General features: G+C 62.2%; 17 protein-coding genes. 7 read left to right on the top strand and 10 right to left on the bottom strand.

Annotated features, from left to right (window positions below):
• Nucleotides 1-128 precede the first annotated feature (128 nt).
• Nucleotides 129-905, top strand: a complete 777-nt coding sequence (locus LAN64_02675; GenBank protein ID MBZ5566736.1) for an enoyl-CoA hydratase — start codon at nucleotides 129-131, stop codon at nucleotides 903-905.
• 121 nt (nucleotides 906-1,026) lie between these two features.
• Here the strand turns inward: LAN64_02675 and LAN64_02670 are convergent, their stop codons facing one another.
• Nucleotides 1,027-2,115 carry a pyridoxal phosphate-dependent aminotransferase gene (locus LAN64_02670; protein MBZ5566735.1) on the bottom strand — a complete coding sequence of 363 codons (1,089 nt, stop codon included), beginning with the start codon at nucleotides 2,113-2,115 and terminating at the stop codon, nucleotides 1,027-1,029.
• 27 nt (nucleotides 2,116-2,142) lie between these two features.
• The gene (locus tag LAN64_02665; protein ID MBZ5566734.1) at nucleotides 2,143-3,486 is read right to left on the bottom strand and encodes an amino acid permease; all 1,344 of its coding nucleotides are present in this window, start codon (nucleotides 3,484-3,486) and stop codon (nucleotides 2,143-2,145) included.
• A 258-nt stretch (nucleotides 3,487-3,744) separates the two neighbouring features.
• On the opposite strand from LAN64_02665, the gene LAN64_02660 reads away from it, so the two are divergent.
• From LAN64_02660 to LAN64_02640, 5 genes are all read left to right on the top strand, one after another.
• Entirely contained in the window at nucleotides 3,745-4,032 is a 288-nt protein-coding gene (locus tag LAN64_02660) for a GYD domain-containing protein (protein ID MBZ5566733.1), read from the top strand.
• Between the two features lie 102 nt (nucleotides 4,033-4,134).
• A complete protein-coding gene (locus LAN64_02655) occupies nucleotides 4,135-4,782 on the top strand; it encodes a phosphoribosyltransferase (GenBank protein ID MBZ5566732.1) in 648 nt (215 codons plus the stop codon).
• Between the two features lie 232 nt (nucleotides 4,783-5,014).
• On the top strand, nucleotides 5,015-5,977 hold the full coding sequence (locus LAN64_02650) for an NADPH:quinone reductase (GenBank protein ID MBZ5566731.1): 963 nt from the start codon (nucleotides 5,015-5,017) through the stop codon (nucleotides 5,975-5,977).
• Nucleotides 5,978-6,004: 27 nt separating this feature from the next.
• The gene (locus LAN64_02645) at nucleotides 6,005-6,274 is read left to right on the top strand and encodes a PspC domain-containing protein (GenBank protein MBZ5566730.1); all 270 of its coding nucleotides are present in this window, start codon (nucleotides 6,005-6,007) and stop codon (nucleotides 6,272-6,274) included.
• A gap of 207 nt (nucleotides 6,275-6,481) precedes the next feature.
• Nucleotides 6,482-6,694 carry a hypothetical protein gene (locus LAN64_02640; GenBank protein MBZ5566729.1) on the top strand — a complete coding sequence of 71 codons (213 nt, stop codon included), beginning with the start codon at nucleotides 6,482-6,484 and terminating at the stop codon, nucleotides 6,692-6,694.
• Between the two features lie 176 nt (nucleotides 6,695-6,870).
• Here LAN64_02640 and typA read toward each other — a convergent pair whose 3' ends face one another.
• Both typA and LAN64_02630 read right to left on the bottom strand, forming a co-directional pair.
• The gene (gene typA, locus LAN64_02635; protein MBZ5566728.1) at nucleotides 6,871-8,697 is read right to left on the bottom strand and encodes a translational GTPase TypA; all 1,827 of its coding nucleotides are present in this window, start codon (nucleotides 8,695-8,697) and stop codon (nucleotides 6,871-6,873) included.
• A gap of 110 nt (nucleotides 8,698-8,807) precedes the next feature.
• Nucleotides 8,808-9,800 carry an amidohydrolase family protein gene (locus LAN64_02630; protein ID MBZ5566727.1) on the bottom strand — a complete coding sequence of 331 codons (993 nt, stop codon included), beginning with the start codon at nucleotides 9,798-9,800 and terminating at the stop codon, nucleotides 8,808-8,810.
• A gap of 64 nt (nucleotides 9,801-9,864) precedes the next feature.
• Between LAN64_02630 and pta the strand changes: the two genes are divergently transcribed.
• The gene (gene pta, locus LAN64_02625; protein MBZ5566726.1) at nucleotides 9,865-10,896 is read left to right on the top strand and encodes a phosphate acetyltransferase; all 1,032 of its coding nucleotides are present in this window, start codon (nucleotides 9,865-9,867) and stop codon (nucleotides 10,894-10,896) included.
• Between the two features lie 196 nt (nucleotides 10,897-11,092).
• On the opposite strand, the gene LAN64_02620 is transcribed toward pta, so the two are convergent.
• The 6 genes from LAN64_02620 to LAN64_02595 all read right to left on the bottom strand — a co-directional run.
• Nucleotides 11,093-11,419, bottom strand: a complete 327-nt coding sequence (locus tag LAN64_02620; GenBank protein ID MBZ5566725.1) for an antibiotic biosynthesis monooxygenase — start codon at nucleotides 11,417-11,419, stop codon at nucleotides 11,093-11,095.
• Nucleotides 11,420-11,431: 12 nt separating this feature from the next.
• Nucleotides 11,432-12,295: an alpha/beta hydrolase gene (locus tag LAN64_02615; GenBank protein MBZ5566724.1), complete on the bottom strand. Its 864-nt coding sequence runs from the start codon at nucleotides 12,293-12,295 to the stop codon at nucleotides 11,432-11,434.
• 181 nt (nucleotides 12,296-12,476) lie between these two features.
• Nucleotides 12,477-12,947, bottom strand: a complete 471-nt coding sequence (locus tag LAN64_02610) for a DUF1772 domain-containing protein (protein MBZ5566723.1) — start codon at nucleotides 12,945-12,947, stop codon at nucleotides 12,477-12,479.
• Nucleotides 12,948-13,005: 58 nt separating this feature from the next.
• Complete coding sequence (locus LAN64_02605; protein ID MBZ5566722.1) at nucleotides 13,006-14,178, bottom strand: FAD-dependent monooxygenase; 1,173 nt, start codon at nucleotides 14,176-14,178, stop codon at nucleotides 13,006-13,008.
• Between the two features lie 44 nt (nucleotides 14,179-14,222).
• On the bottom strand, nucleotides 14,223-15,212 hold the full coding sequence (locus LAN64_02600) for a zinc-binding dehydrogenase (protein MBZ5566721.1): 990 nt from the start codon (nucleotides 15,210-15,212) through the stop codon (nucleotides 14,223-14,225).
• A gap of 114 nt (nucleotides 15,213-15,326) precedes the next feature.
• The coding region (locus LAN64_02595) for a hypothetical protein (protein MBZ5566720.1) at nucleotides 15,327-15,780 on the bottom strand (454 nt) is incomplete at its 5' end.

Here is a 15,780-nt window from a genome sequence, read left to right as displayed (position 1 = left end):
TGATGCAGGCGTGTATGACGCAGGTCACAAGATAGTGTGAGGGGGGACACAGCGGCGAAATTGGCCGGACCAATTTACGAGGATGCGGCCGAGGTTTTGTATAGAATCAGGCGCGACCGAGGTGATCCATGGCGTTCGCAAACATCCGCTTCGAGAACGACGGGCCGCTGGGAATCCTGACGCTGAACCGGCCCAACCGGCGCAATGCGCTATCGCTCGACCTGATGCTGGAGGTGATTGACTGCCTGAACCGCGTGGGCGGCGACGCGTCGGTGCGCGCGGTGATCCTGGCGGCGGAAGGAAAGGTGTTTTCGTCGGGACACGACCTAAGCGAAATGGTGGGCCGGAACATCAACGATTACCGGCGCATCTTCGATGTTTGCGCGGAGATGATGATGAAGATCCAGGGCATCCCGCAGCCGGTGGTGGCCGAAGTGCAGGGGATGGCAACGGCGGCCGGCTGCCAACTGGTGGCTACGTGCGACCTGGCGATCGCGGTGGCGGAAGCGACGTTCGCCACGCCGGGAGTGAAGATCGGATTGTTCTGCACAACGCCGATGGTGGCCTTGAGCCGCGCCATCGGCCGCAAGCGCGCACTGCAGATGCTGATGACCGGCGAGCCAGTGAATTCGCATACGGCGGCGGAGTGGGGATTGATCAATGAAGTGACGACAGCGGCGGAGTTGAGGTCAAGAACCCAAGCATTGGCGCTGAAGATCGCCGGTGCGAGCCCGCTGACGCTGGCGATCGGCAAGCAGGCGTATTACACGCAGGTCGATCTCGATCAGCCGAAAGCGTACGCCTACGCGAAGGAGATCATGAGCATGAACTCGATGGCGGCAGATGCGCAGGAAGGGATCGCGGCATTTCTGGGAAAACGGGCGGCATGTTGGGCAGGGAAATAGTTACGAGTTCCGGGGCTGAAGCCCGATTTACTTCTGGGCGAGGATTCGCCGGTTGGGCCGTCGGTTCTAAAGCCCGGCGCTTCCACCGTAGTTGTAGGAAGGAATTCCTGGAACCGGAGGTTCAGGATAATTCCTGCAAGGTACGGCCTAGGCGGTCGAGGGCCTCGCGCGTCATCTCGGTTTCGCCGCCGACGCCGATGCGGAAATGGCGCGGCGCGGAGAAGAAGCTGCCGGGAACGACGCTCGCTTCGTACTTGTCGCGCAACCGGTTGAACAGCCTATCGACGTCGCCGCTGCGCAAGCGCGGAAAGGCCACGGTCCCGAACTGGGGGCGCACGACGTCCAGCTCAGCACAAGAATCGAAGAAGCGGTTCAGTAGCGCGCGGTTGGTTCCCAGCAGCGATTTTGCGCGCACTGCGATCTTCGGCAGGTTGTCGAGGGCGATGACGCTCAGCAACTCGGCGGCATGGACGGGCGTCGCGCCGAACACGTCGTTGATGCGCCAGATGCGCCGGGCCAGCTCAGGTTCGGCGAGAATCCATCCGCAACGCAATCCGCTCAGGCCGTACGCTTTGGTCAGGCTGCTGGTCACCACGAAACTTTCCGGGTCGAGATGGAAGGACGAGGGCGGCGTGCGCTCGAATGCCATGTCGAGGTAAACCTCGTCGACGAGCACGCGGGCGCCGGCGCTGCGGGCGAGATTGCCGATGAGGCGCAGCGTGTCGTTGTCGGCGAGCACGCCCGAGGGATTGTGCAAGTTGGTGATGATGATCAGGCGTGTGCGCGGGGTCAGTTGGCGCTCGATGTCGAGCGGATAGAGGCGGTAGCCATCCTCGAAGCGGCGCGCGAAATGATCGATCTCGAGGCCGAGGAAGCGCGCGGTAGTGTCGAGCAGTTCGTAACCCGGAGTTTCGATGAGCACGTGGTCGCCGGGCTCGGTGGTACAGGCGAGGGCGAGATGGTTGGCCAGCGAGGTGCCGCCATTGACGTACACGACACAGTCGGGCGCGACGTTATGCTTTGCCGCCAGACGCGTAATCAGCGGCTCGTAACCGTAGGCGGTGGGCCCGTTGATCTCCAATTGATCGAGGGTCACCGGCAGCTCGGAGAGCGGGTAGTTCATGATCCCGCTGGCCGCCAGGTTGAAGCGCGACGCCGAGTGCAGCTTGGCGAACTCCATGTAAGCCGAACATATCGTGCTGCGATTCATGTTATTCCAGTGGCACGTGGCCAGCGATCAGGGGCTGGAGTCCGGCATTTTACGGTGACGGCTGCCGCGGATGCTCCAGATGAAATACACGGGCACGCCGGCCGCCAGGATGACCATGCCGGCCAGGCTGTTGCGCGGATAACGATAAATGGTATTGGCGACCACCAGCCAGCAGGCGGCGACGAACAGCGCCGTGGTGACGGGATGACCGGGCACGCGGTAGCCGGGCGCAGCTTTGCCCGACCTACAGCTGCCAAGATCGGGCAGAGGTGGAACACCGACTGGGTCGCGGCGGCGAAAAGCAAAAATGCAGGTCGCGGTCAGGCCGAAGAAGATGAAATCCATGGAGACCACGTAGTTGAGGATCTGCTCGTAGCGGCCGGAGACGGCGATCACGACGGTCCACACGCTTTGCAGGATGATGGCCACTACCGGCACTCGGGTACGCGGGTGGATGCGGGCGACAGCGCGAAAGAAAAGGCCGTCGCCGGCCATGGCGAAATACACGCGCGGCGCGGTGAGAATGGACTGGCTGAGAAAACCGAGAGTGGAAATCGCAATACCCACCGCAATCAGCTTCTTGCCGGTTTCGCCGAGGGCAACGCGCATCACCGCTGAGGCCGGCGTCTCGGTGTGCGCCAACCCAGCGGGGCCGAGCGCACGCACGCACACGAAACTCACGCCGACATAAAGTGCAATCACGCCGCAGACGCCGAGCAGCAGCCCGCGCGGCAGGTTGCGGCGGGGATCGCGGATCTCGCCGCCGATAAAGTTGGCAGTCTGCCACCCGCCGTAGGCAAAGAGTACCGGCACCATGGCGGCGCCGAACATCGAAAACAGATGAAACGACGGCGCCTCGCCAACCACCGGGCGCAGCGTGAATTGCGAGGGCCGGCGGAGCAGAAACACACCGCAGAAAATCAGCGCGGCGATGGCGACGATCTTCATCACCATCAGCGTGCTCTGCACGGCGCTTCCCTGCTTCACGCCGAGGCAGTTAATGAGGGTCAGCACTGCGAGGGCGGCGGCGCCGACCAGCCAATCGGGAGCCGGGGCGCCGGTAAGGTCGAGCAGGTAACGCGCGAAGGTGATCGAGACCGCCGCCATGCCGCCGGTCTGGATCACCAGCAGCAGCACCCAGCCGTAAAGAAACGCGACAGCGGGATGGTAGGCCTCGCGCAGGTAGGCGTACTGGCCGCCGACGTCGGGCATGCGCGCGGCGAGTTCCGCGTAAATGAATGCGCCGGCGAGCGCGATCAGTCCGCCGACGATCCACGCACCCAGGATCAGCACCGGGGTGCGCACCTGCTGCGCAACGACGTAGGGATTGATGAAAATGCCGGCGCCAACAATGCCGCCCATGACGATCATGGAAGCGTCGAAGAGGCCCAGCTTGCGCGCGAGCGTCGGTGGCGTCGGCAGAGCAGCGGACGTTTTGGGCGCGGGAGAGGTCAAGACCGTTGTCGTTGTCGGTCATCGGTTTTCGGTGTTCACAGCCACCAGGCAGGTCGGTTCATTGTCATTGCCGTTGCCCGAACTGAAAACCGGCAACCGTAAACCCACAACCGCCTGAGTTTACCTCGGTGCGGCACAAGAGTATCGTTTCAGCCGACGAAACGGAGGTGTTTGATGGCAACGTACGTGATTCTCAGCCAACTATCCCCCGACGCATTCGACGATCCCAAAGACTTCAAGAAAATGGCCAAGACGGTGGCGGACAAGATCCGCAAGGAGTGCAAGGGAGTGGTGTGGAAGCAGAGTTACGCGCTGCTGGGGCGCTTCGACGTCGTGGACATTGTCGAAGCCGCCGATGTGCGCGAGGTGGAGCGGGCGGCGCTGATTATCCGCGCCTATGGGCACGCCAGCACGGAGACCATGCCGGCGACGCCGTGGAATACGTTCGTTGATGGGTTGTGAGCGAGTGATATTGGAAGCCGGCGAGAGTTGCGAGTCATGGTGTAACCGAAAATGGGGTAACGGCGCCGTTCATTCTACAGAGGAGAGGCCGCACGTCAAGGGATGATGTTCCGGGACCGATTCGACGCGGGCGAAACGCTGGCGGAAAAGTTGCGCGAGTACGCCGGGCGGGCCGACGTGGTCGTGCTGGCGCTGCCGCGCGGCGGTGTGCCCGTCGGCTACGAGGTGGCGCGCGCGCTGGGAGTGGCGCTGGACGTGTTCGTGGTGCGCAAGCTGGGCACGCCGGGGCAGCCGGAGCTGGCCATGGGCGCGATCGCCTCCGGCGGCGTGCGCGTGCTCAACCGCGACGTGGTGGAAGCGCTGGGGATTCCGGATTGGGCGATCGAAGAGGCCACGCAGCAGGAGCAGGCCGAACTGGAGCGGCGCGAGGGGCAATATCGCGGCGATCGTCCGCCGCTGGAGGTGCACGGCAAGACGGTGATTCTGGTGGACGATGGGCTGGCCACTGGGTCGACCATGCGGGCAGCGGCAGCGGCGCTGCGCAAGGCGGGAGCGTCGCGGATCGTGGTGGCGGTGCCGGTGGCCGCGCGCGCCACTTGCGATCAACTGCGCGAAGAAGGCAACGAGGTGTTGTGCGCCAGCACTCCGGAGCCCTTCTTCGCGGTCGGGCAATGGTACAAGGATTTCGCGCAGACCACGGACGAGGAAGTCCGAGACCTTCTGGAGCGCGCGGTGGTGAAGGGACAGTAGTAGTTTCAGGTTCGAGTTTCAGTTTCAGGTCAAACTGTGAGCGGTCTTTCGGCCTATCCGTCTCTCAGCCTTTCAGACCTTCAGCCTGTCACTTGTTGTGTCTATCGGTCAGTTCTGAATCAAACCCGAGTCTCGTGGACCGACAAACTGATTGACCGACAGCCCGACCTCTCCGCGTGTGTTTTAATACTGGGCTGTCCGATTCACTGGCGGTCACCGTGAGGAGAGAACGATGAAAGCGATTCGAGTGCGCGAGTTCGGCGGTCCGGAGGTTCTGCGACTGGAGAATGTTCCCGACCCGCTTCCCGGGCCGGGCGCAGTCCTGGTGCGCGTTCGCGCCATCGGCGTGAATCCGGTGGATACCTACATCCGCAGCGGCGCGTATGGAATCAAGCCGGCGCTGCCATACACGCCGGGCTCCGACGCGGCCGGCGAGGTGGAGAGCGTGGGCGAAGGTGTGACCAAGGTGCGCCCGGGTGATCGCGTTTACATCTACCGTTCTCTGACCGGCGCTTACGCGGAGAAGGCACTGTGTACCGAGGCACAGGTGCACGCGCTGGCGAAGAACGTCTCTTACGCGCAGGGAGGGGCGCTGGGAGTGCCGTATGTGACCGCGTATCGCGCCATGTTTCACAAAGCGAGCGCGCAGCCGGGAGAAACCGTGCTGATCCACGGAGCAAGCGGCGGAGTTGGCGTTGCGGCGGTGCAGATGGCGCGCGCGGCAGGCCTCATGGTGGTGGGGACGGCGAGCACCGACAAGGGAAAAGAGTTGGTAGCGGGCGAGGGCGCGCATCACGTGGTGGATCACAGCGCGGCGGATGCGCAGGAGCAGTTGATGAAGCTCACGGGCGGACGCGGATTCGACATCATCCTGGAGATGCTGGCCAACAAGAACCTGGCGAAGGACCTGACGATGCTGGTCATCAAAGGGCGGGTAGTGGTGGTCGGCAGCCGTGGGGCGGTGGAGATCAATCCTCGGGACATGATGGCGCGCGACGCCGTGGTGTATGGCATGACGTCGTTCAATATCTCCGACCACGACCTGGCGAGCATTCATGCAGCATTGGTTGCGGGCCTGGAGAACGGTACGCTGCGGCCGGTGGTCGGGCAGGAGTTGGCGCTGAAAGACGCGGCGCGCGCCCACCAGGCGGTGATGGAGCCGGGCGCATACGGAAAAATCGCGCTCATTCCCTGAGGTCGAACTCAGCGCGGAGGAGGGTCCATGTACTGCAACGCCTGCGGCAAAGCGATACCCGATGATGCGCGGCTGTGCCCGTATTGCGCCAAGCCCGTTCCCGGCACAGCGCCGGTGACGCATCAACTGCTGCGGCCGCGCCAGGGACGCATGATAGCGGGCGTCTGCGCCGGATTGGCACAACACTTCGGCTGGAGCCTCACGCTGCTGCGGCTGGTGTGGCTGTTGCTGTTTATTTTTGCCGGCGCCGGCGGCCTGCTCTACATCATTTTCTGGATCGTCATTCCCAACGAGTAAAGATTCTCCAACGCCTCGCGGCCATGCCGGCGCCCCGAACGGCGCGCTGCCGGCCCGCCATCGAGAGCGCGCGACCCGGGCTGACATATCGTATAGCGATACAGTTCTAACACTGCAGAATCGGGAAGCGCGCAAATTGGGACCGTCGCGCGGCATGTCGCAGGTTGACGTAACCCCACGGCGCCTGGCCGTATCACCATAAGAGCCGTGCAAAAGTCCGCCCCAGAACGCGGTCCCGAACCGGACAGGATTTACCGTGACCTGGACGGTACGCTGGTGCTTGTCGTAGAAGTCAGCAGGAATTTGTGCACCTGGGTTCCGGTCACCGTTGGCGAGGAGAGCCGGCACGTGACCCACCGCGACAACTTTCTCCGCCGCTTTACTCCGCTGAAAAAGGCAATCGAGAAAATGGCCGCCTGAGCGGATTGTGGGAATCAAATTCGGCGACCCTGATTTGATAGCTGCCGCGTACAACTCTGCACCGCAACCCTTTCGCCGAGGAAAAGACATCGGAAAGATTCGATACACGCTGGCCGCGGCTTGCTTGTTGGCGGCCGTCGCCATGTTTGCGCAGTTTGCCCAGAAAGCTCGAGCCATTATTCTTGGCTGGGAACACCGATGGGGAGCGCATCCTTGCGCGGGCGCCGGTTCGACTGCAGGACCTTCTTGCGCAGGCGGAGCGACTTCGGTGTTACCTCGACATACTCATCGTCGGCAATGAATTCGATGGCCTGCTCCAGGTTGAGGGTGCGGAAGGGCACCAGGCGGATGGCATCGTCGGCGGTGGAGGAGCGCATGTTGGTGAGTTTTTTTTCGCGCACGCAGTTGACGTCGAGATCGTTGTCGCGCGAGTTTTCGCCGATGATCATGCCTTCATAGACCTCGACCCCCGGCCCGGCAAACAGCTCGCCGCGCTCCTGCAGGTTCCAGAGCGCGTAGGCGGTGGTGGCGCCGGCGCGGTCGGCCACCAGGGTGCCGGTCAGACGATGCGGGATTTCGCCCTGCCACTCGGTGTAGCCGTCAAACAGGGAGTTCATCACGATGGTGCCGCGGGTGTCGGTCAGCAGTTCGCTGCGCAGTCCGATCAGACCGCGGCTGGGCACACGGAACCCCATGCGGACGCGCCCATAGCCATGGTTGTGCATCTGCTGCATTTCGGACTTGCGCATACCGAGCTTTTCCATGACCACGCCGATGAATTCCTCGGGGACGTCCACGGTGAGCCGCTCCACCGGCTCCATCAGCTTGCCGTTCACGTTTCTGGTGACAATCTCGGGCTTGCCGACCATCAGTTCGAAGCCTTCGCGGCGCATGGTTTCGATGAGGATGGCGAGTTGCAGTTCGCCGCGGCCCATCACCTGGAAGGAATCGGTGCTGCCGGTTTCCACGACCTTGATGGAAACATTGGTGAGCAGTTCCTTGTCCAGGCGTTCGCGCAGGTTGCGGGAGGTAACATACTGCCCTTCCCGGCCGGCGAAGGGTGAGGTGTTGACGGTGAACTGCATGGCGATGGTGGGCTCATCAATGGCGATGTGGGGCAGGGGCGCAGGATTTTCGGCGCTGGTGATAGTCTCGCCGATGGTGATGCCGGTGACGCCGGCGACGGCAACGATGTCCCCGAGATCGGTCTCGGCGATGTCCACGCGTTGCAGGCCGCTGAAGGAGAACAGCTTGGTGATCCGCACCTTCTGGAGCGAGCCGTCGAGCTTGGCGATGCCCACGTCCTCGCCGGTGCGCAGGGTGCCATTGAGCACGCGAGCGATGGCCAGGCGGCCGAGGTAGTCGCTGTAGTCGAGATTGGCGACCTGCACTTGCAGCGGAGCAGCGGCATCGCCGGCCGGCGCGGGAATGGTGGCCACAATGCTCTCAAACAACGGCTGGAAATTCTGCCCGGCGAGCTTCGGGTTCGCGGTCGCCGTGCCCAGCTTGGCATTGGTGTAGAGCACGGGAAAATCGAGCTGCTCCTGGACGGCGTCGAGATCAATGAAGAGATCGTAGATTTCGTTGAGCACTTCCTGTGGTCGGGCGTCGGGACGATCAATCTTGTTGATGACCACGATGGGCGGCAGCTTGGCTTCCAGCGCCTTGCTCAGCACGTAGCGCGTCTGCGGCAGCGGGCCCTCGCTGGCGTCCACCAGCAACATGACGCCGTCCACCATCTTGAGGGCGCGCTCGACTTCACCGCCGAAATCGCTGTGCCCGGGCGTGTCCACGATGTTGATCTTGATGTGGTGGTAGAAGACCGCCGTGTTCTTGGCCAGGATGGTGATGCCGCGCTCCCGCTCCAGTTCGTTGGAGTCCATGACGCGGTCCACCAGTTCCTGGTTGGCGCGGAATACACCGCTCTGGCGAAGCATGGCGTCCACCAGGGTGGTCTTGCCGTGGTCCACGTGGGCGATGATGGCGATGTTGCGAATACTCAAAGTGAATGTCCTTACCGGTTCGATGCAAGCTACCCACGCGGTCCCGAGTGGATAGTTGGAATCGACCTCACCCACTGACTATATCAAGTCATGCAGGACACGAACGCGGCTCAGCGACGAATAAAGCTGGCATCAAATGCCCATTGGATGCATTGAGCAACTTGTTGCCGGGACATGGCGCCGATCCTGGTCAGGAACTCCTCTTCTTTATGCACATTGGTGTGGTACAGCTCCGGGCCGTCGGTATTGATGGTGGCGCGCACGCCGTGCGCGAGCAGGGTGGTGATAATGCGCTTCAGTTGGCGTACGTCGCGCACCATGCGGTTCTTGAGGTTTGACGTGGGGCACAGTTCAAGAGTGGTTCCCGCCTCAGCAAGCTTATCCATCAAGCGGCGATCGCGCACCGCGGCAATGCCGTGGCCGATGCGATTGGGCACAATTTGCCGCACCACGTAGCGCATTTCGTCCAGATCGCCGGTTTCGCCGCAATGGACAGTGACGCCCAAGCCGGCATCCTTGGCGCGCTGGAAGAGCGGCGCCACCTCTGCCATGGAGAATGAGCGCCGGTCCGGGCCAGCCAGGTCCACCCCGATGACTCCTTTGCCCTGGTACTTACTTGCCTTTTGCACGATGATGGCGTTCTGCTCGCGCGTCAGCCGACGGTCCATCATCAGGATCAGCCCCGCCTTGACGGTCGGGTATTCCATGGTGGCGCGTTCCAGGCCCCAAAGGGCCGCGTTGATGATGTGGTCCAGATCGCGCTCGCCGCCGCGATTGCGGAACATGGGGTTGAAGCGCAACTCTTGCAGCACGAGGTTGCACTTGCGGTATCCACCCCCGATCACGCTCGCCACCGATTCCTGGATCGCCTCGGGCGAGGATTGAATCAGCTCCGTCCACTTGTAGAAGCGCTCGTTCATTTCATTCAAATTGCGATTGTGGTCGCGAGCCGCCATGGTGACCATGGCCTCGAATTCCCAATAGTCTTTGGTTGGCAGACGGATTCCTTGACGGTGCGCGATGGACCACAGAATGGGCGGATCCACGGCTCCGCCTAGATGGGTGTGCAGTTCGGCGCGTGGAATGCTGGTGCTAGCGGGCATGCGCCCATCATAACGCCCCGATGCTGGCGACGATTGCTAGTTTTGTGATAGGGTAACGCGCGCCATGCAAGCTCTAGAGAGACTGAAGGAACGTGCCCGGGCGGCTCCGCAGAGGATCGTACTCCCGGAAGGCGAAGATGACCGCATCCTAGCGGCAGCCGCGGTGGCCGCGACAGAACGGTATGCGAGGCCGACGTTGCTGGGCCGCGAAGAGGTAATCCGGGCGTCGGCCAAGCGCCTCGGCGTGAATCTTGCAGGGGTGGAAATCCTGGATTTTCTCGCCAGCCCGCAACTGGACGCTTACACGCAAATCTACTACCAGCGACGTCGCGCCAAGGGCACGTCGCCTGAAGAAGCCCGCGAACTGGTGCGCAAGCCCCTGTATTTCGCGGCCGTGCGCGTGGCAGCCGGAGACGCCGACGGCACGGTGGGAGGGGCAACCAATTCGACGGCGGAAACCATTCGCGCGGCTTTGCGTGCGATTGGGCTGGGATTCGGAAGGAAGCTGGTTTCGAGCTTCTTTCTCATGGTGGTTCCGCCGCAACAGGGCGCCGTGTACGGGAACCAGGGCGCGATGCTTTTCGCCGACTGCGGCGTGGTACCCGATCCTTCGGCGGAGGAGTTGGCGGAAATCGCTCTGGCGACAGCAGAAAACGCGCGCACCTTTCTGGAGACAGAGCCGTGCGTGGCCTTGCTTTCGTTTTCCACGAAAGGCTCCGCCGAGCACGAGCGGGTAGATAAGGTGCGCGAGGCGGTGCGAAGAGCGAAGACGCAAAGCCCGGAACTGTTGCTGGATGGCGAGCTGCAGGCCGATGCCGCGCTGGTTGCCGCGGTCGGTGCGAGCAAAGCGGCGGGCTCGCCGGTCGCAGGCCGCGCCAATGTTCTGATCTTCCCCAACCTCGACGCCGGAAACATCGGCTACAAACTGGTGGAACGGCTTGGCGGGGCAGTCGCGCTCGGCCCCATTCTCCAGGGCCTGGCCCGTCCAGCCAACGACCTCTCGCGAGGTTGTTCAGCCGCCGATGTTGCCAATGTGATTGCGATCACGGCGATTCAAGCCATCGCACGGCAACGGACGGCTGCCTCGGCGGCGTAGCTCGCATGCGCTCGATCGCGGAGGGCCGATTGCAAATGTCCCCTCCCGTAGTGCGGGCGATTGGGGGCTGCGGCCACGACGACGACCACGGTTCCCCGAGAACCGCCCATTACGGCGGCAGATTTTTGCCCGAGCAACTGCGCAGGTTCCCGCCGCTGCTGCTAGTTACCTGGAACGTCCTGCCAGGTCCACGACTTCATGAATGGGCTGAAGCCGCGGATTCGCGAGTTGTCTCCTCTCGAACCAGGTACTTGAACGATTTCGCGTCAGCGAAGCAATCCCGCATCGGCTTGGCGAGATCGCGATGTTCTGGAGTCTTCTCCCATTCCAGGAAATGGTCGAGCGTCTCCCACTCGCTGGTGATCAGCCAATCCAGCGGGTCGGTGGGAGATTGACACACTTGATCGACGAGGTGGCCCTTCACGCCCTGGGCCACCTCATGCCGAATGCTGTTGTAGGCCTGAAGAAAGGCCTCTTGTGACCCGGGCTTCAGGCGCAGCACGAAGACCACGCGGCCTTTCATGGTCGTTCCTTTCTATGCCGTAGCCGGCATGGCATATTGATTGCTCTGCATCGGATACTTGGCAAACCATCCGGCGAGCGCCGCAGCGATGCCCGGCGGATCCAACAATGGCAGGGCGTGTTCGGCACCAGCGAGAACAAGTTTTTCGGTGTGGGGAATCCAGGAGACGAGGAAATCCTGCACCTTCTGGGCACGGATGGGGCTGTTGGCACCCAGAATCGAGAGTACGGGAGTCTTGATCTGCGCCGCTTGTTGGGCGCTGAACTCCCACCGGTAAGCGGCGGGCATCTCCACCCCCAGGAAAGTGTCAGCGTCCTTGACGGCGGTCTCGAACTCACCTGTCTTGAGCAGGAAGTTGAGCACGTCGCGGAAGGCTTCTCCAGCGCGGGTTTGCAAAAAGGTTTCCAGGGCGCCGCGCTTGTCTCCGCGGGCATAGATCTCATTGACCTTGGCCATGCCCTCCATGAACTTCTGCTGCGATGCCTGGGCGTCGACGCCCTTTTCAGACTTGGCGATGGCGGCCATCAGCGCCGGCTCCATCAAGGCAAGGCTCTGCACCGAGTCGGGATGGGAGTGAGCGAGTTGAATCCCAATCACGCCGCCCAGGGAATGTCCCATGACGTGGGTGCGCTTTACGCCGAGGTGCCGCAACAGGGCATAGCAGTCCGCCACCTGATCCTCAATGACCGCCGGAGGGCCCGGAACACGCTGGCTACCGGCAAAGCCGCGACGGTGGTAGTTAATCACCTGGTAGCGGGAAGTGAGGGCAGGTTGGCTCATCATGGGCGTGTTCTCGTCCGCCAAAAGGCCCCCGTGTAAAAGGATCACAGGCTCGCCGGATCCCCGCACATCGAACTCAAGCTCAACTCCGTTCACCCTTGCTCGTTGCATACATCCTCCATCCGTCCCTGTTTCCGGGCGGCAGTTTAGTGACTGATTCAGGCGGGAGCGGTCCATCGACCGTCGCCACCATACCTAAGGAGCGTTCAAACCCAAGCTCGGCCGGCTCGCGATGCTAAGGCGAGATGCAAAACCACTTCCTGTCGCAACCTGTTCTTCAGCGCGTCAATTCCGCCACTAGATAACATGTCAATGCAAGCAGGCTGGACGAGGTACGTACGATGTGAAATCGATGCCACCTGTCGAGCATCGCCGGGTACTCCGGCGCAACGTAGTCTTTTTGAGCCCAGCTTTTAACTACAGCATTGATACGCACATTGAAGAACTCGGACGTGACAATAATGCCCAGGGTACCCAGAATTCCGATGACGTAATAAGCCAAGATGAGCGGCGTCCGCGCGCCGTGAAGCACGAGGATGAGCACCCCACACACTCCCGAGAGGATGGTGGAGGGCCGCATGTAACTGTCCGGCAAGAGATCAATGGCCTGATGAATGCGCGCGGTCATCTTGGGCTCAAAGGTTCGCATTGCCGGATAAACTCCCATGAGCACCATGACCAGTCCTCCCGCCGTTATGGCGGCGCAGAAGATGTTCACGAAACGAAAAATATCTACGAGACTCGGCACAGCTTACCTCCAACGCCAAGCGGCAGGCGCACCCCCGCCGATGATTTCCACCACGAATTCAGACATCATGCGCCAAGTTGGACTGCAATGACTTTCGCATCACGTTATTCGGCAGTACCTTGAGCAACGCGTTGCGCAACATGCAGGCCAGCGGGTTTTCCCATTGACCAACTCTCCCGATATGCCACGAAAGGTTGGTGATGTGCGCCGTGTAGTCTCGACGGACATGCTCATAGCTGCGCAAGCCTGAGAGCATATCGCCTTTGCCGTTCGCTCGTGCGCCAGCCAGGCATTTTCCGAGAGCGACGGAGTCCTCAATGGCCTGACAGGCGCCTTGACCCATGTTGGGGGTGGTGGGATGCGCGGCGTCGCCTAACAGCGTAACCCGGCCCTCTCCCCATCGTTCAAACGGCGGCAGATCATGAAGAACATTGTGCAAGATAGCAGTGGGCTCCGTCGCCTCAATCACCGCCGAGACCGGGTGAGCCCAGTTTCGAAATCGGTCCAAGACCCTCTGCTGGCGCCCAACTTCCGGGTCCGGCGCGTCCTCGGAAGCGTTAACCATGGCGTACCAGTACACGCGGCCGGCTCCGACGTAGGAAACGCCGAATCTGGCACCGCGTCCCCAGAACAACCATGACGAGCCGACCGGCAATGCGGGATCTCTGAATTCGGCGATCGAGCGCCAACAGTGGTAGCCGGAGTAACGCAGCTTGCTCTGTCCAAGTTGCTGCGAGCGAGTGACCGACTTGATTCCGTCGGCGCCGATCAGGATGGTCCCGCGCTCTTCCCTGCCGTCGGCAAAGCGCGCCGTCACGCCCTCAGAATCCTGGGAAAAACCAACGCAGTTCGAGTTCACCTGCACTACCCCGCTCCCGAGAGCGCGCCAGAGGGCCATCTGCACGTCGGCGCGCCGCACCACGACACTGGCTGCTCCCACCTCGTCCCGCATTTCCCCCACGGGAACGCGGATGAGAGGCCGCCCATTCCAGGAGCGAAACTGGTAATCCAGCACCTCGACACCGGCGGCCACGACCCGGTCGGCGACGCCCAACTGCTGCAGCGCCTTGATGGCATTCGCCCAAACTGCCAAGCCGGCACCCACTTCGCGGATTTCGGGGGCGCGCTCGAAAACGCGGACATCGAGGCCGGCGCGCTGGAGGGCGCAGGCGGCCGACAGGCCGCCGATGCCGGCTCCGATGATCAGTATCCGAGGCGCCGAATCGTTCACTCCAATATCCTGTCCAAGACTCTGCGGTTGCCCGCTGGCAAAATTCAGGCGGCAGCCTTCATGACCAGAATCTGGTTTCCCGTCGTGGAGCGCGACTCGATGCGCCGGTGGAGCTCGGCGGCCTGCTGCAGCGGGAGCCGCTCACCGATGACCGGCCGCACCTTGCCCTCGGCAAACCAACGCATCAGGTTCCCGATAGCTGGGCGCGATTGCGGTCGCTGCATGAGCGTGCCCAGCGTGAAACCCTGGATGGACTGATTCAGAGCGATGAGACGACCCATGTTCACGGCGCCGGGACGTCCACCGGCCAGACCGAAGGCCACGGCTCGTCCAGCGAGAGCGAGCACGTCGAGGCATGCCTCGAAAACGTCGCCTCCCACGCTGTCCAGAACCACATTCACGCCCGCGCCGCGAGTGATCTTTCGCACTTCGCCTTGCCATCCCATACCACGATAGGTCAGGCTTGCGTCAGCACCGAGGCCCTGCGTCAATCCATTTTTCTCGGCACTGCCGCTGCCGGCGATGACATGCGCTCCGAGCGCTTTGGCAATCTGTACGGCATAGGTTCCGACGCCGCCAGCCGCGGCGGTTACCAGCACCCACTCCCCTTCCTGAACCTGCCCCGCCACTTGGATGGCGAGCGCCGCAGCGAGGCCCTGTACCGGAATCACGGCTGCGTCGGCCAGTGGAATGCGATCAGGAGCGGGAAATACGCGCTGTGCCGGAACTACCACCATCTCCGCATAGCCGTTGTTGGGAGTGACGGCCATCACGGGTTGGCCCACCCGAAGGCCGTCTACACCCGCTCCCACCGCCGCAACGATGCCGGACACCTCGAGGCCGGGAGTGAAGGGCAGCTTCATGCTTTCTTCCGGCCCGTGGCGCTCGCCTTTGCGGATGAGCGTGTCGGTATGCACCACGCCGGCCGCTTCGACCCGAATCAACACCTCATTGGGACCTGGCACCGGCTCGGGTACATCCTCATATAACAACTTTTCGGGACCTCCCGTTTCGTGTATCCGAATCGCTTTCATAAATCCTCCGTCTTTCCGGCACCGACCGTTCGGTGCGATATAGAAACTGCTGGCAATTCACTTCGACGACTGCCCGCCTGTCGGCAAACGGGGCTAAACGCTGGACAAGGGCCCTCAGACAGTTAACGTGGCGACGATGAACGCAGCCGTCATTAACAGCGCTGCAGCGGTGCGCACCGCATGCACACTGTCGTAGCGCTGCTGTAATTCGGCAAAACCACCAGGAACCACACCTTCTGTCCAGCCTGCAATGGTGCGGCTAAGAGGCTCGGCTAAAACCACGGAGGTCAGAGTCACGGCCGCCGCAGCGAGAACACCCACAACATCGAACAGGCCGGAAACGTCCGCTTTGTGCCGCAGAGCCAAGATAGCGATGGCCGACAACGGGCACACGACGGCGGACGGAACGATAAATTTGTCCGGCGTCTGGAAAAGCATCGCCTGGTGCGTCTGCACAGCCATGGCTGGAGACCAGCGCCGCATCACCGGAAGGATGACCATCAACACAAATACCTGGCCACCAGCGATCAGGGCCGCGGACAACAAGTTAATGAACCGCAGAACCACG

It is taken from the genome of Terriglobia bacterium, from assembly GCA_020073185.1.
Taxonomy (GTDB): domain Bacteria; phylum Acidobacteriota; class Terriglobia; order Terriglobales; family Acidobacteriaceae; genus JAIQGF01.
This window is presented reverse-complemented; position numbering and strand designations above follow the sequence as displayed.